This is a genomic window from Microbacterium proteolyticum (assembly GCF_029639405.1).
Lineage (GTDB): Bacteria > Actinomycetota > Actinomycetes > Actinomycetales > Microbacteriaceae > Microbacterium.
Genome location: NZ_CP121274.1, coordinates 3,348,714 through 3,369,017 on the forward strand (window position 1 = coordinate 3,348,714; position 20,304 = coordinate 3,369,017).

The 20,304-nt window shown below is 71.4% G+C and carries 20 protein-coding genes; 11 read left to right on the plus strand and 9 right to left on the minus strand.

Annotation, left to right across the window (positions count from 1 at the left end; genetic code table 11):
• The first annotated feature begins 6 nt into the window (after positions 1 to 6).
• From nadA to P8R59_RS16835, 5 genes are read left to right on the plus strand one after another with little or no spacing between them, the layout of a single operon-like run.
• The gene (gene nadA, locus P8R59_RS16815) at positions 7 to 1,338 is read left to right on the plus strand and encodes a quinolinate synthase NadA (RefSeq protein ID WP_278101997.1); all 1,332 of its coding nucleotides are present in this window, start codon (positions 7 to 9) and stop codon (positions 1,336 to 1,338) included.
• Positions 1,335 to 2,843 (plus strand): L-aspartate oxidase, encoded by a 1,509-nt coding sequence (gene nadB, locus P8R59_RS16820; RefSeq protein ID WP_278101998.1) that lies wholly within the window; start codon positions 1,335 to 1,337, stop codon positions 2,841 to 2,843. The genes nadA and nadB overlap by 4 nt, the downstream gene beginning before the upstream one ends.
• Positions 2,837 to 3,694 carry a carboxylating nicotinate-nucleotide diphosphorylase gene (gene nadC, locus P8R59_RS16825; RefSeq protein WP_278101999.1) on the plus strand — a complete coding sequence of 286 codons (858 nt, stop codon included), beginning with the start codon at positions 2,837 to 2,839 and terminating at the stop codon, positions 3,692 to 3,694. Before nadB ends, nadC begins: the two co-directional genes overlap by 7 nt.
• Positions 3,691 to 4,821 (plus strand): cysteine desulfurase family protein, encoded by a 1,131-nt coding sequence (locus P8R59_RS16830; protein ID WP_278102000.1) that lies wholly within the window; start codon positions 3,691 to 3,693, stop codon positions 4,819 to 4,821. The genes nadC and P8R59_RS16830 overlap by 4 nt, the downstream gene beginning before the upstream one ends.
• Positions 4,818 to 5,714 (plus strand): glycosyltransferase family 2 protein, encoded by an 897-nt coding sequence (locus tag P8R59_RS16835; protein ID WP_278102001.1) that lies wholly within the window; start codon positions 4,818 to 4,820, stop codon positions 5,712 to 5,714. Before P8R59_RS16830 ends, P8R59_RS16835 begins: the two co-directional genes overlap by 4 nt.
• A gap of 279 nt (positions 5,715 to 5,993) precedes the next feature.
• Here the strand turns inward: P8R59_RS16835 and P8R59_RS16840 are convergent, their stop codons facing one another.
• The gene (locus P8R59_RS16840; protein ID WP_278103847.1) at positions 5,994 to 7,931 is read right to left on the minus strand and encodes an ABC transporter ATP-binding protein; all 1,938 of its coding nucleotides are present in this window, start codon (positions 7,929 to 7,931) and stop codon (positions 5,994 to 5,996) included.
• Between the two features lie 200 nt (positions 7,932 to 8,131).
• Here P8R59_RS16840 and P8R59_RS16845 point away from each other — a divergent pair, with 200 nt between their 5' ends.
• Positions 8,132 to 9,622 carry an MDR family MFS transporter gene (locus P8R59_RS16845; RefSeq protein ID WP_278102002.1) on the plus strand — a complete coding sequence of 497 codons (1,491 nt, stop codon included), beginning with the start codon at positions 8,132 to 8,134 and terminating at the stop codon, positions 9,620 to 9,622.
• A 37-nt stretch (positions 9,623 to 9,659) separates the two neighbouring features.
• Here P8R59_RS16845 and P8R59_RS16850 read toward each other — a convergent pair whose 3' ends face one another.
• Positions 9,660 to 9,791 carry a hypothetical protein gene (locus P8R59_RS16850; protein WP_272918309.1) on the minus strand — a complete coding sequence of 44 codons (132 nt, stop codon included), beginning with the start codon at positions 9,789 to 9,791 and terminating at the stop codon, positions 9,660 to 9,662.
• Between the two features lie 149 nt (positions 9,792 to 9,940).
• Between P8R59_RS16850 and P8R59_RS16855 the strand changes: the two genes are divergently transcribed.
• The gene (locus P8R59_RS16855) at positions 9,941 to 10,489 is read left to right on the plus strand and encodes a type 1 glutamine amidotransferase domain-containing protein (protein ID WP_278102003.1); all 549 of its coding nucleotides are present in this window, start codon (positions 9,941 to 9,943) and stop codon (positions 10,487 to 10,489) included.
• A 50-nt stretch (positions 10,490 to 10,539) separates the two neighbouring features.
• On the opposite strand, the gene P8R59_RS16860 is transcribed toward P8R59_RS16855, so the two are convergent.
• The gene (locus P8R59_RS16860) at positions 10,540 to 11,358 is read right to left on the minus strand and encodes a DNA-formamidopyrimidine glycosylase family protein (protein ID WP_278102004.1); all 819 of its coding nucleotides are present in this window, start codon (positions 11,356 to 11,358) and stop codon (positions 10,540 to 10,542) included.
• Between the two features lie 12 nt (positions 11,359 to 11,370).
• Positions 11,371 to 12,777 carry a flotillin family protein gene (locus tag P8R59_RS16865; protein ID WP_278102005.1) on the minus strand — a complete coding sequence of 469 codons (1,407 nt, stop codon included), beginning with the start codon at positions 12,775 to 12,777 and terminating at the stop codon, positions 11,371 to 11,373.
• A gap of 174 nt (positions 12,778 to 12,951) precedes the next feature.
• On the opposite strand from P8R59_RS16865, the gene P8R59_RS16870 reads away from it, so the two are divergent.
• On the plus strand, positions 12,952 to 13,359 hold the full coding sequence (locus P8R59_RS16870; RefSeq protein WP_278102006.1) for a glucose-6-phosphate dehydrogenase: 408 nt from the start codon (positions 12,952 to 12,954) through the stop codon (positions 13,357 to 13,359).
• 53 nt (positions 13,360 to 13,412) lie between these two features.
• Here P8R59_RS16870 and P8R59_RS16875 read toward each other — a convergent pair whose 3' ends face one another.
• The 4 genes from P8R59_RS16875 to P8R59_RS16890 form a co-directional block, all read right to left on the minus strand.
• A complete protein-coding gene (locus P8R59_RS16875) occupies positions 13,413 to 14,378 on the minus strand; it encodes an aldose 1-epimerase family protein (protein ID WP_278102007.1) in 966 nt (321 codons plus the stop codon).
• Between the two features lie 77 nt (positions 14,379 to 14,455).
• Positions 14,456 to 14,626 carry a CsbD family protein gene (locus tag P8R59_RS16880; RefSeq protein WP_077051818.1) on the minus strand — a complete coding sequence of 57 codons (171 nt, stop codon included), beginning with the start codon at positions 14,624 to 14,626 and terminating at the stop codon, positions 14,456 to 14,458.
• Between the two features lie 108 nt (positions 14,627 to 14,734).
• Complete coding sequence (locus tag P8R59_RS16885) at positions 14,735 to 15,448, minus strand: anti-sigma factor (RefSeq protein WP_278102008.1); 714 nt, start codon at positions 15,446 to 15,448, stop codon at positions 14,735 to 14,737.
• Positions 15,432 to 15,995 (minus strand): RNA polymerase sigma factor, encoded by a 564-nt coding sequence (locus P8R59_RS16890; RefSeq protein ID WP_278102009.1) that lies wholly within the window; start codon positions 15,993 to 15,995, stop codon positions 15,432 to 15,434. The genes P8R59_RS16885 and P8R59_RS16890 overlap by 17 nt, the downstream gene beginning before the upstream one ends.
• 171 nt (positions 15,996 to 16,166) lie before the next feature.
• Between P8R59_RS16890 and P8R59_RS16895 the strand changes: the two genes are divergently transcribed.
• The 3 genes from P8R59_RS16895 to P8R59_RS16905 are packed head-to-tail and all read left to right on the plus strand — an operon-like array spanning position 16,167 to position 18,920.
• Positions 16,167 to 16,877 (plus strand): CHRD domain-containing protein, encoded by a 711-nt coding sequence (locus P8R59_RS16895; protein WP_278102010.1) that lies wholly within the window; start codon positions 16,167 to 16,169, stop codon positions 16,875 to 16,877.
• Positions 16,813 to 17,529 carry a class F sortase gene (locus P8R59_RS16900; protein WP_278102011.1) on the plus strand — a complete coding sequence of 239 codons (717 nt, stop codon included), beginning with the start codon at positions 16,813 to 16,815 and terminating at the stop codon, positions 17,527 to 17,529. Before P8R59_RS16895 ends, P8R59_RS16900 begins: the two co-directional genes overlap by 65 nt.
• 56 nt (positions 17,530 to 17,585) lie before the next feature.
• Positions 17,586 to 18,920 (plus strand): D-alanyl-D-alanine carboxypeptidase family protein, encoded by a 1,335-nt coding sequence (locus tag P8R59_RS16905; protein ID WP_278102012.1) that lies wholly within the window; start codon positions 17,586 to 17,588, stop codon positions 18,918 to 18,920.
• A 42-nt stretch (positions 18,921 to 18,962) separates the two neighbouring features.
• Here P8R59_RS16905 and P8R59_RS16910 read toward each other — a convergent pair whose 3' ends face one another.
• Positions 18,963 to 20,303 carry a glycoside hydrolase family 28 protein gene (locus P8R59_RS16910; RefSeq protein ID WP_278102013.1) on the minus strand — a complete coding sequence of 447 codons (1,341 nt, stop codon included), beginning with the start codon at positions 20,301 to 20,303 and terminating at the stop codon, positions 18,963 to 18,965.
• Between the last annotated feature and the right edge of the window lies 1 nt (position 20,304).

The following is a 20,304-nucleotide window of genomic DNA, read 5'->3' on the forward strand; positions in this document are numbered from 1 at the left end:
CCGCCCATGAGCACGACATCCCTCACCCTGCAGCCCCGCCCCGAGATCGACCCCTCCGTCGATCACGTCATCCAGGCGATCGTCTCCGGCGCGTCCACCGACGCCACCTGCACGACCGACCTCGCCGTAGGGCCCTGGGACTTCGACACGCGCCCCGGCTACGGCCCGGGTTCGTCGATGGGCGACGTCATCCCCACGGGCGCGCCGCGGCAGGGCGAGCTGCCCCGCGAGTACCGCGAGGCCCCCGACGACGAGCTGGACGCGCGCATCCGCGCGGCGAAGGCGACGCTGGGCGACCGGGTCGTCGTGCTCGGACACTTCTATCAGCGCGAAGAGGTCGTGCGACACGCCGACTACGTCGGCGACTCGTTCCAGCTCGCCAACGCGGCGAAGGACCGCCCCGAAGCCGAGGCGATCGTGTTCTGCGGTGTGCACTTCATGGCCGAGACCGCCGACCTTCTGTCGCGTCCCGAGCAGGCCGTCATCCTGCCCAATCTCGCGGCCGGCTGCTCGATGGCCGACATGGCCGACATCGACCAGGTCGAGGAGTGCTGGGAGCAGCTCGAAGACGTGCTCGGCGACCTCGAGACCCCGGATGCCGACGGCCTCGTCCCCGTGATCCCGGTCACCTACATGAACTCCAGCGCGGCCATCAAGGGGTTCGTCGGGCGTCACGGCGGGATCGTGTGCACCTCGTCCAACGCGCGCACGGTGCTGGAGTGGGCCTTCGCCCGCGGCCGCCGCGTGCTGTTCTTCCCCGACCAGCACCTCGGCCGCAACACCGCGAAGGCGATGGGCGTGCCGCTCGAGCAGATGCCGATGTGGAACCCGCGCCGGCCGCTCGGCGGCTCGACCGCGGAGCAGCTCGAGGACAGCCGCGTGATCCTGTGGCACGGCTTCTGCTCGGTGCACCGTCGTTTCACCGTCGATCAGATCGACAGGGCCCGCGCGGAGCACCCCGGCGTCCGGGTGATCGTGCACCCCGAGTGCCCGATGGACGTCGTCGACGCGGCCGACGAAGCCGGGTCCACCGACATCATCCGCAAGGCCATCGCCGCGGCCGAGCACCCCACGACCTTCGCCATCGGCACCGAGATCAACCTCGTCCAGCGCCTCGCGGCCCAGTACCCGCAGCACGAGATCTTCTGCCTCGACCCGGTCGTCTGCCCGTGCTCGACGATGTACCGCATCCACCCCGGCTACCTCGCGTGGGTGCTGGAGTCGCTCGTCGCGGGCGAGGTCGTCAACCGCATCACGGTGCCGGCCGACGTCGCCGAGCCCGCCACGGTCGCCCTCGAGCGCATGCTCGCGGCCAAGCCGAACGGCGCCGTGAAATGACCGACGTCATCGTGGTCGGCAGCGGCATCGCCGGTCTCACCGCGGCCCTGCACGCGGCGGAGAGGGGGTGCCGGGTGACCGTCGTCACCAAGGGCTTCCTGGCCGACACCAACACGCGCTGGGCGCAGGGCGGCGTCGCCGCCGTCACGGCCCCGGACGACACCGTCGACTCGCACATCGCCGACACTCTGACCGCCGGCGTGGGCCTGAACGACCCCGCCGCCGTGCGGACGCTCGTGACCGAAGGCCCCGACCGGATCGCCGAGCTCGTCCACCGCGGAGTCACCTTCGACCGCGCGGCCGACGGCGACTTCGCGCGGGGACTCGAAGCGGCGCACGCACGCCCGCGGGTGCTGCACGCCGGAGGGGATGCCACGGGCGCGGCGATCCAGGCCGCGCTCGGAGCCGCGGTGCGCACGGCGAGGGGCGTCGAGGTGCTCGAGCACACGATGCTGCGGGAGCTCGTGATCGAGGGCGAACGGGTCGTCGGCATCGACGTCGAGACGGGCGGTACGACGCGGCGCCTCCGCGGCGACGCGGTCATCCTGGCGACGGGCGGTGCCGGGCAGCTCTACTCCCACACGACCAACCCCGTCTCGGCCACCGGCGACGGGATCGCCGCGGCCCTGCGCGCGGGAGCCGCCGTCGCCGATCTCGAGTTCGTGCAGTTCCACCCCACGGCCCTCGCGGTCGGTGACGCGTTCCTCGTCTCCGAGGCGGTCCGTGGCGACGGCGCGACCCTGATCGACGACGCCGGACGCCGTTTCGCCTTCGACGCCCACCCCGACGGCGAACTCGCCCCGCGCGACGTGGTCGCCCGCGCGAACGCCCGCGCGATGGCCGCGCAGGGAGGGCGCCCCGTGCGCCTGGATGCCACGGCCCTCGGCGCCGAACGTCTCGCCCGGCGGTTCCCCACCATCGACGCCGCCGTCCGCGCCCGCGGCCTCGACTGGTCGCGCGAACCGATTCCGGTCACTCCCGCCGCGCACTACCTCATGGGCGGCGTCGTGACCGACCTCGACGGACGGACCACGGTGCCGGGGCTGTACGCGGTCGGTGAGACCGCCCGCACCGGCGTGCACGGCGCGAACCGGCTGGCATCCAATTCGCTCCTCGAGGGCGCCGTGTTCGGCGCGCGCGCCGGCGAGGCGGCGGCCACCGACCGCGCGTGGCCGCCGGTCGAGGCGCCGGCAGCCGTCCCGCTCCCGGTCGTCGCGGCCGCCAGCGCTCCCCCCTTCACCCGTGCCGCTCTGCAAGAGCTCATGTGGGAGCACGCCGGGCTCGTCCGCGACGACGACGGCCTCCGCCGCGCCGCCGGTGTCCTCGCCGCGTGGGCAGCGGACCCCCGCCTCCGAAACGCGGAGGACGCGGGACTGCTCCTCGTCGCGCAGCACGTCGTCGGCGCCGCCCTCGCCCGCACCGGATCGGTCGGCGCCCACTTCCGCGCCGACGAGGCCGGCCCCGCCGTGACGTCCCTTCCCGCACAGGAGGCCCTCGCATGCTGACCCGCGCCGCGATCGACCGCGTCGTCACCGCCGCACTCGAGGAGGACGCCCCGTGGGGCGATCTCACCAGCGAGACGCTCATCCCCGCGGATGCGACCGCCCGCGCCGAACTCATCGCCCGTGAGATCGGCGTCTTCAGCGGGGCCGCCGTGTTCCGCGCGGCGTTCACACTGACCGACCCGACGATCGACGTCGACATCCGCGTCGCCGACGGCGCCGAGTTCGTCCCGGGCGAAGTGCTCGCGGTGGTGACCGGCCCCGCACGGGCGGTGCTGACCGCCGAGCGGATCGGACTGAACTTCGTGCAGCGGATGTCGGGCATCGCCACCCTCACCAGCCGCTACGTCGCCGCCGTCGCCCACACCGGCGCGCGCATCGTCGACACCCGCAAGACGACGCCGGGACTCCGCGCGATCGAGCGGCAGGCGGTCCGCGACGGGGGCGGCCACAACCACCGGTTCTCCCTCTCGGATGCCGTCATGGCCAAGGACAACCACCTCGCCGTGCTCGCGGCATCCGGTCTGCCGCTCACGCAGGCGCTGGAAAGCGCGATCGCGCGACTCCCGCACACCACGCACGTCGAGGTCGAGGTCGACCGCCTCGACCAGATCGACGCCGTCCTGGCCGCAGGTGTCGACACGATCATGCTCGACAACTTCTCGCTCGACGACCTGCGGGCCGGCGTCGAGAAGGTCGCCGGGAGCGTCGTCGTGGAGGCGTCCGGCGGGGTCACGCTCGACACCGTGCGCGCGATCGCCGAGACGGGCGTCGACGTCATCTCCGTCGGGGCGCTCACCCACTCCGCTCCCTCGCTCGACCTCGGTCTCGACATCCGCATCCGCACGACGTGAGCCTGTACCTCGACAACGCCGCGACGACCCCGGTCCGCCCCGAGGTCGTCGAGGCGATGGCGCCGTACCTCACCCGGTGGTTCGGCAACCCGTCGAGTCACCACGAGGTCGGCGAGGCCGCGGCATCCGCTCTCGAGGACGCCCGCGCGCGCGTCGCCGCGATCCTCGGCATGCGCACCGGTGACATCGTGTTCACCTCCGGCGGCACCGAGTCGAACAACACCGCGATCAAAGGCCTCGTCCTCGGATCGGGGCGGCGGCACCTGATCACGACGGCGATCGAGCACGAATCCGTCCTCGCCTCGGCCGACTACCTCGCCCGGCTGCACGGCGTCGACGTCACCTACGCCCCCGTCGACGAGACCGGGACGCTCTCCCCCGACGCCCTCGCCGACGCGCTCCGCGACGACACCGCGCTCGTGAGCGTCGGGTACGCCAACAACGAGGTCGGGACGGTTCAGGATGCCGCGGCCCTCGCCGCCGTCGCGAAGGCCCGGGGCGTGCCGTTGCACCTCGACGCGGTGCAGGCCGCGGGGTGGCTGCCGCTCGCCGGGCTCGGCGCCGACGCGATCACCATCGCGGGGCACAAGATCGGCGCGCCGAAGGGCACCGGCATCCTCGCCGTCCGCGGGCGACTCCCCCTGGAACCGCTGCTGCACGGGGGCGGTCAGGAACGCGGGCGGCGCTCGGGGACCCCGGACGTCGCCGGCGCCGTCGCCATCGCGACCGCGCTGACGCTGGCGGAGGCCGAACGCGAGACCGAGGCCGCCGTCGCCGTGCGTCAGCGCGACGCGTTCGTCGCGGGGGTGCTCGCGGGTGTCCCGGGCGCGCGACTCACCGGGCACCCCGTGCACCGTCTGCCCGCCACCGCCAGTTTCGTCTTCCCCGGTGTGAACGGCGAGACGGTGCTGCTCGAACTCGAACGGCGCGGGATCGTCTCGTCCAGCGGCTCGGCGTGCGCGGCGGGCAGTGACGAGGCCTCGCACGTCCTGCTCGCCCTGGGCATCGACCCCGACGACGCCCGCACCGCCGTCCGGTTCACTTTCCCCCACCGTATGACGCAGAATCTCGACGCCGTGGCAATCGCCGTCGCCGAGGCGGTGACCGCCGTAGGATCACGCGGGTGAGTTCCCCCGCGATCACCGTGATCGTCCCCGGCCGAGACGTGGCCGAGTTCGCCGGTGAAGCCCTGCGATCGCTGCAGACGCAGACCCTCGAACGGTGGCGGGCCGTCCTCGTCGACGACGGCTCGACCGACGACACCCGCCGCCTGTTCGCCGACGCGGCTGCCGCCGATCCGCGCTTCGAGCTCGTCGAGCACGACGAGCCCCGCGGACTCGGCGCCGCCCGCAACAGCGGCCTCGACCTCGTCGACACGCCCTACACGGCGTTCCTCGACGCCGACGACCGTCTCCGGCCGGGGGCGCTCGAACGGCTCTGGACCACCCTCGAGTCCTCCCGGAGCGACTTCGTCGTCGGCGCGTACGTCCGGCTGCGGCCCGACGCCGACGGGCCGGAGTACACCGCGGGCGACGTGCAACCGTGGGTGTCGGCGGCCACCGACCCCGCCCGCACGGGGACGACGCTGACGGAGCACCCCTCGGCATCCGGGAACATCGTGGCCTGGTCCAAGCTCAGCCGGACCGACTTCTGGCACGCCCACGGGCTGCGCTTCCCCGAGGGGCGCTACTACGAGGACCAGGTCGTCGCACAGCGCATGTACACGCTCGCGACCGCGTTCGACGTCGTTCCCGACGTCGTCGTGGACTGGCGGGAACGCCGCGACCGCAGCTCCATCACCCAGCGTCTGAGCGAGGTCGACGTGCTGCGCGACTACCTCGAGGCGCTCGGCGAGGGCATCGCCGTGCTGCGGGCGGCGGGAGCCGACGCCGCCGTGGCCGAGCGCGGACGCCTGATCCGCACGCTCGATCTTCCACCCCTGCAACGCATCGCCGAGACGCACCCCGATCCGGTGTACCGGATCGCGCTCGAGGCGTTCCTCGAGACGCTGCCGGCGTAGGGCGCCCCGCGGCGTCGGTCGAGCGCCCACGACACGCCGCATCGGGTCGCGTCGCCCGGCGAGTGTCCAGGACACGCCGCATCGGGTGCTGCGCTCACGGCGTGTCCTGGACACTCGACCGGGTCCGGGCTGCGGCGGCACGTGAGTGTCCACGACACGCGGATGCCACGGCGAGTGGTCCGCGTGTCTTGGACACTCGACGCCGCTCGGCGAGCGACGCGGCGTGCCCGCCGGGCGTGGAGCGCGCACCGGAGGGCCGGCGCCGACCGGGCGGGGAGCCTACGCCGGCGGCTGGTCGCCGCGACGGGAGACCAGGGCGGGACGCCCGAGATCGACGCTGTCGCGCTCCTCCTCCGTGAGCACGAACGACGCGGCGAGCTGCTCGGCGGCGAGCCCGGCGTAAAGTCCGCCCGCGGCGAGGAGCTCGGAGTGGGTGCCCGACTCGACGATGCGTCCGGCGTCGACGACGTGGATGCGGTCGGCACCGATGACCGTGGAGAGGCGGTGGGCGATCGACAGCGTCGTGCGGCCGTGCGCCGCAGTCTCGAGCGCTTCCTGGACGATGCGCTCCGACACCGTGTCCAGGGCGCTCGTCGCCTCGTCGAGCAGGAGGACCGGCGGGTCTTTCAGCAGCACCCGGGCGATCGCGATGCGCTGCTTCTCGCCGCCCGACAGCCGGTAGCCGCGTTCGCCCACGATCGTGTCGTAGCCCTCCTCGAATCCGGCGATGACGTGATGGATGTTGGCCGCGCGACAGGCTGCCTCGATCTCGGCATCCGTCGCCTCGGGCTTCGCGTAGCGCAGGTTCTCGCGGACGGAGGCGTGGAAGAGGTATGTCTCCTGCGAGACGATGCCGATGTCGTCGATGATCGACGCGCGTTCGAGGGTGCGGACGTCGGCGCCCGAGAACATCACCGCTCCCGCGCTCGCCTCGTACATGCGCGGCGTCAGGTACAGGATCGTCGTCTTGCCCGCGCCGGACGGGCCGACGAACGCGACGTGCTGCCCCGGCTCCACGACGAACGAGACGCCGCCGAGCGTGGGTCGCGCCTGCTCGGGCGCATCGGGATACCGGAACACCACGTCGCGGAACTCGATGCGTCCGACGGGGCCGGGCGCCTCCGACACCGGGATCGCGTCGGGCGCGTCGGCGATCGCGGGCTTCAGGTCGAGGTACTCGAAGATGCGCGCGAACAGGGCGGACGAGGTCTGCACGTCGAGGGCGACGCGCATGAGACCCATGAGCGGCATCAGCAACCGCGCCTGCACCGTCGTGAACGCGACGATCGTGCCCGCCGTGAGCGTGCCCGCGCCACTGCCGACGAGGATGCCGGCCACGAGGTAGATGATCGCGGGGACGCTGGCCATGATGACCTGCACCACCGCGAAGAAGCGCTGCCCGCTCATCGCCTGCCGCACCTGCAGGCGCACCTGGTTGGCGTTCTCGGCGTCGTACCGGGTCGACTCGGTGCGCTGCCGGTTGAACGACTTGGACAGCAGGATGCCGGACACGCTGAGGGTCTCCTGCGTGATCGCGGACAGCTCGGAGAGCGACTCCTGGGTCTGTGCGGCGATCCGTGCCCGTACCTGGCCGACACGGCGCTGCACGAGGACGAGCACCGGCATGATGACGACGGCGATCAGCGTCAGGCGCCAGTCGATGAGGATCATTGCCACGAGTGAGGCGACCACCGTCACCGAATTGCCGAGGATGCTCGTCACCGTGTTGGTGAGCACGCCCGAGACACCACCGACGTCGTTCTGCAGGCGCGACTGGATGACGCCCGTCTTGGTGCGCGTGAAGAAGCCGAGCTCCATCGCCTGAAGGTGATCGAACAGGCGGACCCGGAGATCACCCGTGACGCGGTTGCCGACCGTGGCGGTGAACCACGTCTGCGCGACACCGAGGCCCCCCGAGAGGAGGAAGAGGCCGATCATCGCCGCGACGAGCCCGGTGAGGAGTCGGAGGTCGACCGGCGAGCCGTCGACGGGGAACAGCGCGTCGTCGAAGATGCGCTGCACGAGCAGCGGCGGGATGACGGCGACCGCGGCGCCCAGCACGACCAGGATCACCGTGATGGCGATGCGTCGACGGTAGGGGCGGAACAGGGACGCCACGCGGCGGCCCAGGTCGGGCACGCGCGGCGCCTCGGCATTGCGCTGCCGCTGCGTCTCCGCGTAGACGCCGCGGAACATGCCTCCGCCCATGCCGCCCATGCTCATGCGGGTCAGCCTACGTCCGACCGGGGCCACCGGGACGCGAGGAGCGATGTCGGGGGTCCCCCATAGACTCGGCACAGCCGCTCGACACCGGGCTCCCTCGGTCGACCGGGAATAGGGGGCCGCGTCCCGCGGTTACCCCGCACGTCCGTCGCCTTCCGTGACGCCACGACGCCCTCCCTGGATTGGATCTCGCCATGGCCGCCACCACCGGAACACCCACCGCTCCCCCGACCTCGGTGTCGGGGGTCACGGCCGAGCAGAACCGGGTCATCTGGCTGCTGCTCGTGGCCGCTTTCGTGGCGATCCTCAACGAGACCACGATGAACGTGGCGATCCCGCACCTCATCCGCGACCTGAACATCACGGCCGTCGCGGCCCAGTGGCTGACGACCGCCTTCATGCTCACGATGGCGGTCGTCATCCCCGTCACGGGCTTCCTGCTGCAGCGCTACACCACCCGCCAGATCTTCATCACGGCGATGACCCTGTTCTCGCTCGGCACCCTCGTGGCGTTCCTCTCGCCCGGGTTCGAGTTGCTCGTCACCGCGCGGGTCATCCAGGCGTCCGGGACGGCGATGATGATGCCGTTGCTCATGACGACCCTCATGACGATCGTGCCCCCGCAGCACCGCGGCCGCATGATGGGACGCGTCAGCATCGTCATGGCGCTGGCCCCCGCGATCGGCCCCACCATGTCGGGCGTGGTCCTGGACTCGCTCGGATGGCATTGGATCTTCGGAATCGTCCTCCCGATCGCCCTGGTCTCCCTGTTCGTCGGTGCCCGCTGGATCCGCAACCTCGGCGAGACCAGGGAAGCGCCCATCGACGTCCTTTCGGTCATCCTGTCGGCGTTCGGTTTCGGCGGCGTGGTCTTCGGCCTCAGTCAGATCGGCGGCGGTCATGGCGGATCGACGGATGCCGGCGATGCCGGTGCCACCGCGACGGTGACGCTCGTCGCGTCCTTCGCGATCGGCATCGTCGCCCTGGCGCTGTTCGGGTGGCGCCAGGTGCGCCTGCAGCGCTCCGACGCGGCCCTGCTCGACCTGCGCGTGTTCCGCTCGATCAACTTCACACTCTCGGTCGTCCAGCTCGGCGTGATGTCGCTCGCGTTCTTCGGCGCGATCACGCTGGTGCCGCTCTACCTGCAGAACGTCCTCGGACGCACCGCGCTGGAGACCGGCCTCGCGGTCCTTCCCGGCTCGCTCGCGATGGGGCTCGCGGGTCCTCTGATCGGCCGCATCTACGACCGACGCGGCACGCAGATCCTGCTGATCCCCGGCGCCGTCATCACCAGCGTCGTTCTCTGGTTCTACGCGACCGTCGGCACCGACACATCTTTCGTGCTGCTCGTCGTGGCGCAGACGGTGCTGTCGATCGGGCTCGCCCTGTCGTTCACGCCGCTGTTCACGGCATCCCTCGGGTCGCTCGAGCCCCGCTTCTACTCCTACGGCTCCGCGGTCGTCGGAACCGTGCAGCAGGTCGCCGGAGCGGCAGGCATCGCGCTCCTCGTGACGGTCATGTCGGGCGTGTCCGCCGGAATGGGCGGAGGTGTCGAGGGCGACGCGGCGGGGGCGCGCACCGCATTCATGATCGCGGCGATCGTCTCGCTGCCCCTCATCGTCGGCGCCTTCCTCATCCGCAAGCCCGCCGACCAGATCGAGGGCGCGGGAGTGCCGGCGCACTGACCCGCGGCGCGGCCTCGGCGACGCGTCGAGGTCGCGGTCAGTTCAGCGAGCAGGAACCGCCGCCGCAGCAGCGGGAGGCAGCGGGGGCGTCGTCGTCGGCCGGGGGCGTCAGCAACGCGATCAGCGGCTTCGACGGCGTCTCGGTCTCAGGGGTGGTCTCACCGGACATCCCTCCATGCTACGCCCGCGCGCGCCCGAACGGGCCGCGGTCCCGGCGGCGCTCGGGTAGCCGGGGCGATCGGCATCCGCAACCCCCGTCCACGGGCTCGCGACCCTTCCTAGCGTGGTGGCATCCCCGCCCCCATCGAGAGGAGTCCCATGACGGACCTCACCGGAAAGCGCATCGCCTTCCTGCTCACCGACGGCTTCGAAGACAGCGAGCTCACGAGTCCGTGGGACGCGGTCACGTCGGCCGGTGCCGAGGCGGTGCTCGTCTCCCCCGCCGACGGTTCGGTCACCGGAGAGAAGGGCCACGAGCAGAAGATCGACCTGCCCGTCGGATCCGCCACGGCCGACGACTTCGACGCGCTGGTGCTCCCCGGCGGCGTGCAGAACGCCGACGACATCCGCATCGTGAAGGATGCCGTGCACTTCGCCCGCGCGTTCTTCGACCAGCACAAGCCGGTTGCCGTGATCTGCCACGGCGGCTGGATCCTGACCGAGGCCGACGTGCTGACGGGCCGCACGCTGACCAGCTACCCGACGCTGCAGACGGATCTGCGCAACGCCGGCGCCACGTGGGTCGACGAGGAGGTCCACGTCGACCAGGGCCTCGTCTCCAGCCGCAACCCCGACGACCTGCCCGCGTTCAACGCGAAGCTGATCGAAGAGGTCGCCGAGGGGAAGCACTCCGGCCAGACGGCGTGAGGGTCGCACCCTCGCGGGGCCCCGGGCTGCGGCTCGGGGCCCCGCTCCGTTCAGGCCGGTGACGCCTGACAGGACGGGCAGTACTGGCCGCCGCCCTTCGTCCCCGGGATGTCCTCGATGACGCCGTCCCCTCGGGGGCACGGCTCTCCGGTGCGGCCGTGGACGCGCATGGCGGCGACCTTCGCTGCTTTCTGCTCCGCGATCGGAACCCCGCGGCGAGCGGCCACCGCCTCGTCCAGAACGAGACGCAGCGCCTCGTGCAGGCGCGTCACCTCGTCGTCGCCGAGCGACGCCGCGTGCGCGAGCGGCGAGAGCCGCGCGACGAAGAGGATCTCGTCCGAGTAGGCGTTGCCGATGCCCGCGAGCGACTCCTGCTCCTGCAGGAGGGCCTTCAGCTGCTTCCGGCGCTTCCCGAGGGCGCGCACGAGGTCGTCGCGCGAAAACGCCGGACGGGCGGCATCCGGTCCGAGCTTGGCCACGGCCGGCACATCGAGCGGGTCGTCGACGAGGTGGAGCTGGACGGAGAGCCAGTCGCCCGCGTCGGTGATGCCGAGCACCCCGTCGTCGAAAGTCACCGTCGCGATGAGGGCCGCGCCTTCGGGCGGAGCGGATGCCACGTCGCCGTCGCCCCACGTCGCCCAGCCGGCGCGGCCGAAGCCGATCGCGAGGTGGCGCCCGCCCAGGTCGACGTCGATGTGCTTGCCGTAGCGCTCCACCCCGGTCACCGACCGACCGACGAGTTCCTCGAGGGGACGGGCCCGCGTCTTCAGCGCGCGGAACTCCGCCAGCTCGACGGCGACGACGACGTGTCCGGTGAGGCGCTCACGCAGGAACAGCGTGAGCGCCTCGACCTCGGGTGCCTCGGGCACGGTCCGCTCCCGTCAGGCGCCGGGCTCGGATGCCGTCGGCGCCGACGTCGCCGCCGCGACCGTCTCCGGCTCAACGGGGCGCCGCGACGCGTCGGCGAACGCGTCGGCCACGGCGCGCCCCTGGATGATCGCCGTCAGGTCGATGCCGGTCGCCGCGCGCACGGCCTCGAACGACGAACGCAGCCCCGCCGCCGACTCCGCGGCGAGGTGACCGCTGGCGCCGTCGCCGCCGAGGACGGTGACGTTGCCGACGCGGTCGTACCCCTTGGCGAACTCGGCCATCATCGGCACGAGGGCCTCGAGCGCACGCTGCGCGAGCAGGGCCTCCTGGTTGTGCGAGAGAGCCTCCGCCTCGGCGCGGATCGCCTCGGCGCGCGCCTCACCGGCCAGACGCACGGACTGCGCGTCGGCTTCGGCGCGCACGCGGACGGCGGCGGCTTCCTGCTCGGCGATCTGTGCGCGGGCCTCCGCGGCCTTGATCTGCGCGTAGGCCTCGGCGTCGGCATCCTTCTGCCGCTGGTACAGGTCGGCGTCGGCGACGCGGGCGACCTCGGACTCCAGGCGCGCCTGGGTGTTCTGCGCTTCCTGCTGCAGAACCGCCTGGCGGCGCTCCGCGCGCGTGAGCGCTTCGGCCTGCTCGGCCTCGGCGTTGGCACGGCCGACCTCGGCCTTCGCCGCGGCGCTGTTCTTGTCGAGCGCGGTCTGCTCGATGAGGTTCGCTTCGTCGGTGGCGATCTGCCGCGCGCGGATCTCGCGCACCGCGTTGATGCGCGCGACCTCCGCCTCGCGCTTGACGCGCTCGACCTCGGTGGCGCCGAGCGCCGCGATGTAGCCGTTGCTGTCGGTGACGCCCTGGATCTGGAACGAATCCAGGATCAGGCCCTGAGACGACAGGTCCGCCTTGATGCCCTCGGCGATCTGGTCCGACAGCCGCTGCCGGTCGCGCATGAGCTCCTCGACCGTCAGCGTCGCGACGACGCCGCGGAGCGCGCCCTCGAGCTGCTCCGTCGTGAACTGCTCGATGGCCTTGTCCTGGGATGCGAAGCGCTCGGCGGCACGGCGCACCGATTCGGGGTCGGATCCGATCTTCACGAGAGCCACGCCGCTGACGTTCACGGTGACGCCGTTGGACGACTGCGCCGTCGGCTCCATCTTGATCTGACGGGCACGCAGCGAGATCATCTCGCCGCGCTGCGTGAGGGGGTTCACGATGGCGCCGCCACCGGTGATGACGGTGATGCGCGAGGAGTTCCCGTCGGCGGCCTTCTGGCGCTTACCGACGATGACCAGGGCTTCGTCCGCCTTGGCCACGCGGTACCAGCCGCGAATGAGCCCGGCGATGATCAGGATGACGACGATGACGACGACGAGAGCGATGACGACGACGAGACCGATCGCCCCCAGAGCGGCGATTTCCATGCTTCTCCTTCGATGGGCGCCGCCCGAGGCGACGCAGGGGGAATTCCTTCCAACCTATCGGGGGGCTCTCCGGCGCTGTCCACCCCCTGTGTACGCAAAGGACGTCCCCGCGACCCTCCGAGGGCGCGTACCGTTGAGAGGGAGGCGGCCCGAACCGCCGAAGAAGGGTCCCCCATGAAGATCGTCTCGTCCGCGGATTGGCGGGATGCCATCGCCTTCGATGTCCCCGTCGTCGTCGCCGATGTCGTGCCCGGTGAGCCCACCCGCTGCGCCGGGTGCGGAGCCGACGGTGAGCTGTTCGACCGCACCGAGCTGTGGGCGGTCAAGCACCGCCACCCCAAGCACCACGGCGGGTTCGTCCGGTTCTACTGCGACGCGCACAAGCCGGCGCCGGCGCCCGCGCCACCCGCCCCGATCGAGCTCAAGAAGGCCCGCGCGTCGGCACCGCGTTCCGAGCGGCGCACCGCGTCCCCGAAGCCCACGCCCGTCACCGATCGCCCCACGCGGGCGATGTGCCCCGACTGCTTCGTCGAGGTCTCGGCCGGCGGCGACTGCGGCATGTGCGGCGCGCAGGTCGTCTGATCCACGCGCACGAACGCCGCCCCGGTCCTCGGACCGGGGCGGGGTTCTTCGTCTCAGCGCGCGGAGATCGTCCAGCCGACTTCGTGGCTTTCGCCCGGGGCGAGGGCCACGACACCGGTGGCGAAGTCGTAGGCGTCGTCGTTGAAGGCGTCGGGGGCGCACGTCATCGGCTCGACGGCGAGTCCCGCGCGGTGCGCCGGGTGGTCGGGCCCCTCGGGACGGTCGGCGGTGTGGATCTGCACCCATGCGCATCCCGCGTCCCACGTCATCGCGACACCCGTGCCCGACGGGTCGGTGAGCGTCACGGTCGCCTGCCCGTCGGCATCCCGGGTCAGGTCGGTGAACGCGTGGTCGATCTCGACCTCGCCGATCTCCCGCGGAGCGCGGAAGTCGAACCGCTCGGCGTCGACAGTGACGGATGCCACGCCCACCGGCGCGAGACGGTCGGGGGTGACCTCGAGCACGGTGTCGGCCGGCAGCGCGAACGTCCACGCGTCGAGGGGCGCGGGACCGGCGACCAGGTACGGGTGCGGCCCGGTTCCCCATGGGGCGGGGGTCTCGGACCGGTTGGTGGCGCGGACGGTCTGGGTCAGCCCGTGGGCACCGAGGCTATAGGTCGTGGTCACTTCGACCCACCACGGGTAGCCGTCCTGCGCGGGCACCGTTGCGCTGAGGGTCACGGAGGCGTCGTCGCCGTCGACGACGTCCCAGTCCGCCCACCCGAGGAGCCCGTGGAGAGCGTGGCCGCGGTTCGGCTCGGTGAGCGCGAGCCGGTGCTCTCCGCCGCCGAAACGGTGCACGCCGTCGACGACGCGGTTGGGCCACGGGGCGAGGGTCGCGCCGCGGAAGTACGGGCGCACCTCGTCAGCGTCGAACGGCACGACGAGGTCGCGCCCCTCGTGGGTCAGCGATCGGAGGGAGGCGCCCACGCTCGCGATCGCGGCTTCGTAGCCGTGGGCGCGGAGGACGACGGGGGTTCCGGACACGGCGGTGGTCACGGACGCGGCGACATCGGTCATCCGGCCATTATCCCGATCTCTGAGCCCGGAGACGACGAACGCCCCGACCGGTGTGGTCGGGGCGTTCGGAGGACCGCTTACTTGAAGGCGTCCTTGACGTTCTCGCCGGCCTGCTTGAGATCGGCCTTCGACTGGTCGGCCTGGCCCTCGGCTTCGAGACGCTCGTTGCCGGTGGCCTTGCCGAAGCCTTCTTTCGCCTTGCCGGCGAGGTCCTCTGCGGTGTTCTTGATCTTGTCGTCGAGTCCCATGTCGACTCCCTCCGCTTGGTGGCCGGGTATTTCCCGAATGACGCCACGGTAGGCGCGGTTCCTCGGACGGCCGGGGGGCTTGACCTTCCGGCACGGGTGAGGAAGCGGTCAGACCCGCGGGAGGTCCGCGTGGGCGACCACCACGTCCGGGCCGTCGCGCAGTTCCATCCGCACGGTGTCACCGCGCAGCACCGCGGCATTCATTCGGCAAACGATCGGGACCTCCGAGCCGAGCACCTCTCCCGCGGTGAACTCCTCCCCGTCGGCCGCGACGAACACCAGCTCGTACGTTCGGCCCACGTTCAACCCGCGGGCTTCGAGGTAGGCCTCCGTGCCCCAGGTATGCGCCACCAGCTGTGCGTCGACGTCGACCCCGGCCGTGTCGTCGCTGACCTGGATCTGTTCGAGCGCACCGAGGGTTCCGGGCGGGCCTACCGGGATCGCGGGAGTGAACGCCCCCGCACTGTTCACGCCGACGACGATACCGATCAGGAGGCACGCCGCGGCCACGAGCGGGGTGAGCCACGCTCGCCTGCGACGAGTGCCGACACGCGCGCCGGGCGACGGCGCCGCGCCGACGGCATTCTCCCTCTGGATGGATGCCAGGATCCGGTCTTCCAGCTCCGATGTGTCCCTCGGTGCCACCCAGGTCACATCGCCGTGGCGCAGGCGCTGCGCGACCCCCTGCAAGCTCGCGTACTCCTCCCCACGCCGAGGATCGTTGCGGCGGAGTTCGTCGAACTCGACGGTCTCGGCCGCACTGAGCTCGCCGGCGAGCGCTGCGGCGACGAGTTCGGCCCACCGGTCATCGGGAGTGCGCATCGGAGTCCTCCAGTTCTTCGAGGTGCGTACGGAGCGCGCGGAGCGCGTGGAAAGTGCGGGTGCGCCATGTGGACACCGGGACGCCCGTGGCATCCGAGAGTTCCTGGTACGAGCGCCCGTGAAGGTGAACGGCGACGACGGCCGTGCGATGCGCCTCGCTCAGCACGGACAGCGCTTCCAGCATGCGCAGCCGTTCCAGGGGGTCGATGGCCTCGACGGCCCGGTGCTCGAGTTCGGCGTCATCGCCGAGCAATGGCAGGCGCGCCCGGGCACGCAGCACGTCGACGATGACATTGCGGGCGATCGAGAAGAGCCAGGTCCTCGTCGAGGCCTGACCGGGATCGAACCGGTCGCGCGCCCGCCAGGCCCGGAGGAAGGTCTCCTGCACGCAGTCCTCGGCGAGCGGCCGATCGCGGAGCGCATTCACGGCGTACCCCAGCAGCGAGCCGCCATGCTCCCGGAAGGCGCTGCGGACATCGAATGGAGTCGGATGCCGTCGCGCCATCGGCATGCGGGCTCCCTCGTCTTCCGCGGGTGTCCAGCTCATCGCCCGTCCTCTCCGAGGCTATCGGCAGCGAAGCGCCGTCCCTCGGCAAGAGATACGTCCGCGAGGCGGGAAACGTTCACCACCGACGCTGCGCGACGGATGAACGCGCGGCCGGTCGCCGACGTACACCCCGCAAGCGGCCCACGAGGGTCCCGATCGAAAGGCACGATGATGACGAAGAAGACGTACGCCCGCCCCCTCGCGATCGGTGCCCTCGCGGGTGTGGCGCTCCTCGGGTTCGGCACGCCGGCACACGCCGAGACCGAAGTCGCTGAGCCGGCGGAGTTCACGAGCGCATTCACGGTCATGGCTACCCCCGACCAGGTGATCAACAACGACGGCGTCGCGACCCCCGGCGAGGCCGGCGCGACGGGGACGTTCACGTTCCGCATCAATTCCGAACTCGACATCATCTGCTACGACATCCGGCTCGAGGGCGTGACGGGCGACTACCAGAGCCCCGCCAAGACCGCCACGCACATCCACGAGGCCGCGGTCGGTCAGGCCGGACCGCCGCGCATCGCGTTCCCCAACCCGACCCCCGCCGGCGATGGACCGCGGACCTCGTCCGGTTGCCTCCAGGGCCCCTTCACCACCGGCGTCCAGGCGAACGGTGCCGACACCGGCGACGGGTTCTCGCTCGCGCAGATCGAGGCCAACCCGAGCGGGTTCACGGGCGACTCGCACACCGTCGGCTCGCCGGCCGGTGTCGTTCGCGGTCAGCTCACCGAGATCCCCGTGGGCGGCGTCGACACCGGTGCCGGCGGATCCGTCGAGGCCGGCACGGCTCCGCTCGTCGTCTCGGCGGCTCTCGGCGGTGCGGGTCTTCTGGCCGCCGGGGCTGTCGTCCTGCACCGTCGCCGCGCGGTCTCGACGCGGTGACCTCGCCGTCCCGTGGCGCGCAGCGCGTCGTCTCGAGCAGACGACCGCTGCGCGGTGCGCCGTCGTCGCAGTCGCGGCGGTGTGGATCTGCACCGGGTGCGCGGGCGCCGCGCCCACCGACGCCGCACCAACCATCGTCGCGCCCTCCGACGCCGCGCCGAGGCCGACCCCCGCTTCCGCCGCGGCGAGCGCGGCACCTGCGTCTGTCACGGCCGCCGACCCGACCCGCGTCCGCATCCCCGTGCTCGGTCTCGATGAGCCGCTCATCGAGCTCGGGCTCGCCGCGGACGGTGCCATGGAAGTGCCCGTCGACTACGACGACGTCGGCTGGTTCACCGGCGGCGGGCGTCCGGGCGGGACGGGCCCGACGGTGATCGCGGCGCACGTGGACTCCCCTACCGGCCCCGCGGTCTTCCAGCGACTCGACGAAGTGTCCGTGGGCGACGTCATCGAGGTGTACGACGCCGAGGGGCGCGTGCACGGCTACCGCGTCACAGAGACCGCGGACTATCCGAAGGCCGCGTTTCCCACGGCCCGCGTGTTCGGCGCGACCGCGCGCGACGAGCTCCGGGTCATCACGTGCGGAGGCATCTTCGACCGAGATGCCGGCTCCTATCTCGACAACCACGTGGTGTTCGCCGAACGCCTGTAGGACGGTGTGCTCCGATCTCGTCCCACGAACGGTTAGGGTTCGACGCGGGGGATCACATGGGGCAGACGCAGGATGGCACGGACGAGCTGAATCGGTTCTCCGATCTGATGGACGAGGCACCGGCGGCATCCGGTTCGGGCAGAGCCGGTCGCATTGCGCTCGTGGTGGTGCTGGTGACGATCCTCGCGGTCTTCGGCGGTGCCGGAGGGTACGTGTGGTGGGCGTCCAGCGCCCCGCTCCCGGCGCCGACGCTGGCGACACAATCCCCGGGCGTGACCGCCGGCGAGGCCGCCACCGTGCGCCTGCCGTCATCGGGATCGATGCGCGTGAGCGTGGTGGGCGGAGAGCAGTACCTCGGCGCCGACACCGACGGTGTGTGGGCCACCTCCGGAGGCGATGACCCGCGGCCCATCGCGAGCGTAGCCAAACTCATCACCGCGCTCGTCGTCCTGGACCGGCATCCCCTCGACGGACCTGACGATCCGGGCCCGACCGTGGCGTTCACGGAGGCGGACACCGACCTCTACGACCAGTTCTACGTGCTCGGCGCGACGATCGCGAAGATGCCCGATCGGACGACACTGTCCCTGCACGACGCGCTGGCCACGATGCTGCTCCCCTCGGCGAGCAACTACGCGGTCGCCCTGGCGCGCTGGGGATACGGCTCCGAGGGTGCCTACGTGGACGCGGCCCGCGCGTGGCTGGACGCGAACGGCCTCACCTCGACCCGGATCGTGGATGCCACCGGCCTCGACGACCGCAACACGTCGACGCCGAGCGACCTCGTCGCCCTCGGCAAGATCGCCGAGTCCAACCCCGCGCTCGCGGCGATCGTTGCGCTCCCCTCGATCTCGCTGCCGAACGGACCGGGCTTCGTGACGAACACGAACGACCTCCTCGGCACCGCGGGGGTGCGGGGTCTCAAGACCGGCAACCTCGGCGAGGGAACGTTCAACCTGTTGTTCAGCTCGCTGCTCGACGTCGGGGTCGAGGCGCCGTTGCAGATCACCGGCGTACGGCTCGGCGGCGCCACGCACGACTCCACCGATGAAGACGTGGCGGCGTTCTTGAAGAGCGTGCAGGCCGGATTCCACGACGTCTCGGTCGCCTCGCCCGGCCAGGATCTCGGGACGATCACGACCGCGTGGGGAGCGGAGGCGCACGTCGTGCTCACGCGCACCGCGGCGATCCGGACCTGGTCGGACACGCCGATCACGCCGTCCGTGCAGATCGTGCAGCCGCAGACCTGGGCCGACGGCGAGAAGGTCGGAACGGTCACGTGGACGGCGGGCCCGCACAGCGTCTCGTCGGACCTGCAGGTCGTCGGCGATCTGGAACCGCCGACGCTGTGGTGGCGGCTGACGCACCCGGGGCAGCTCGGGGGCTTCTGACGACGGGTCGCGCGGCGACGAGACGCCCGAGGCGGCCCAGCCTCAGAGCCCGGGGAACGGCGGGAACACGCAGGACATCGGAGCGGGTGAGGCCTCCGTCGTCGCAAGCGTCACGCCGTCCCCGTCGAGCTCGAGGTTCTCTCCGCCGAAGGTCACACCGTCGGCGGCGATCTTGGCATCCGACGACCGGACGCGAGGGGCGTCGACACGGACGTTCGACATAGTCAGACCCAACGGGTGCTGACTGTCAAGTCCGTTGAGGCGCGATCCCGCCCCGGCGGGCGAGTTCGTCGCCGTCAGCCCGTCGATCGAAATACCCGTGAACCACGGAGTCGTGTCGCCCCGGAGGTCGAAGTAGAAAGGATCGATGTCGATCGGCCGCGAAACCTGGTCGATGCAGATGTCGTGGTAGGCCACCTGCTGAACCGTGCCGCCGAAGCGAGTGGCGCTCTTGATGCGGATCCCGACCGACGAAGCGCTGGCTTCTCCGAACGCATCCACACCGCTGATCGTGTTCTCCCGGATGATGACATCATTGACGCCCCCGGTCGTGAACGCCCCGATCGATATGCCGTGGGTGCCGTACAGATGGTTGCCGAAGACACTGACGTGCGCCGTCTTCTGCGCGGATGCCTTGATACCGACTCCGTCGTCGCCCGCCGAGATGAAGGAGTTGGCGATCGTGACGTTGGTGGCCCCGTCGATGTCCAAGCCGTCCGTGTTCCTCGCGTGGGTCGGCGTCAGGATGCGCACGCCCCAGGCCGTGAAGCCGTCACCGTTGGCGTAATAGACGTGGTAGCCGGCGGAGTCGACCAGTTCGACGTCGGAGAGGACGAAGTTGTCCGCGCCATCGGTCTGGAGCAGGCGCGGGACATTCTGGAAGCCGCCCTCACGCGCTTCCTGCGCGACATCCCACCACGTCCTCGAGGCCCCCAGCATGTCCGAGCCGCCGCGACCGTCGATCCGGCCCAACGCCCCGCCGGCGCCCGCGAGGGATTGCACTCCCGCATTGGGCGAGGACGCGGAGAGGAACGGTCGGCAACCCTTCCCGGTCGTGGCCACCGTTCCGCAGTCCGGTGATCCGTCGATCTGGTAATCGGCGGGATTGCGCGACGCGTACAGGGTGACGTCGGAGTCGAGAACGAGCGACACCCCCTGCGGGATTGTGAGCGGCCCACTGAGGAAGGAGTCGGAGGAGCCATCGGCCACGAGTTTCACCGCGACGGTGTCGTCACCGGTCTGGGCGCACGAGTCCATGGCCTCCTGCAGGCGCTGGGTGTCGGGCGGATCGCTCTCCTCCGACGCCGAGGCAGTTCCGTCGGGCAGAGCGAGCTGAGCGGAGACGGACGTGCACGTCGTGGCGGGGAGGGTCGGTTCGCTCACG

Coding starts and splice junctions, on each gene's coding strand:
- nadA (WP_278101997.1), top strand. CDS start 7: ATGAGCACGACATCCCTCACCCTGCAGCCCCGCCCCGAGATCGACCCC.
- nadB (WP_278101998.1), top strand. CDS start 1,335: ATGACCGACGTCATCGTGGTCGGCAGCGGCATCGCCGGTCTCACCGCG.
- nadC (WP_278101999.1), top strand. CDS start 2,837: ATGCTGACCCGCGCCGCGATCGACCGCGTCGTCACCGCCGCACTCGAG.
- P8R59_RS16840 (WP_278103847.1), bottom strand. CDS start 7,931: ATGGGCGGCATGGGCGGAGGCATGTTCCGCGGCGTCTACGCGGAGACG.
- P8R59_RS16845 (WP_278102002.1), top strand. CDS start 8,132: ATGGCCGCCACCACCGGAACACCCACCGCTCCCCCGACCTCGGTGTCG.
- P8R59_RS16850 (WP_272918309.1), bottom strand. CDS start 9,791: ATGTCCGGTGAGACCACCCCTGAGACCGAGACGCCGTCGAAGCCGCTG.
- P8R59_RS16855 (WP_278102003.1), top strand. CDS start 9,941: ATGACGGACCTCACCGGAAAGCGCATCGCCTTCCTGCTCACCGACGGC.
- P8R59_RS16865 (WP_278102005.1), bottom strand. CDS start 12,777: ATGGAAATCGCCGCTCTGGGGGCGATCGGTCTCGTCGTCGTCATCGCT.
- P8R59_RS16870 (WP_278102006.1), top strand. CDS start 12,952: ATGAAGATCGTCTCGTCCGCGGATTGGCGGGATGCCATCGCCTTCGAT.
- P8R59_RS16875 (WP_278102007.1), bottom strand. CDS start 14,378: ATGACCGATGTCGCCGCGTCCGTGACCACCGCCGTGTCCGGAACCCCC.
- P8R59_RS16880 (WP_077051818.1), bottom strand. CDS start 14,626: ATGGGACTCGACGACAAGATCAAGAACACCGCAGAGGACCTCGCCGGC.
- P8R59_RS16885 (WP_278102008.1), bottom strand. CDS start 15,448: ATGCGCACTCCCGATGACCGGTGGGCCGAACTCGTCGCCGCAGCGCTC.
- P8R59_RS16890 (WP_278102009.1), bottom strand. CDS start 15,995: ATGAGCTGGACACCCGCGGAAGACGAGGGAGCCCGCATGCCGATGGCG.
- P8R59_RS16895 (WP_278102010.1), top strand. CDS start 16,167: ATGACGAAGAAGACGTACGCCCGCCCCCTCGCGATCGGTGCCCTCGCG.
- P8R59_RS16905 (WP_278102012.1), top strand. CDS start 17,586: ATGGGGCAGACGCAGGATGGCACGGACGAGCTGAATCGGTTCTCCGAT.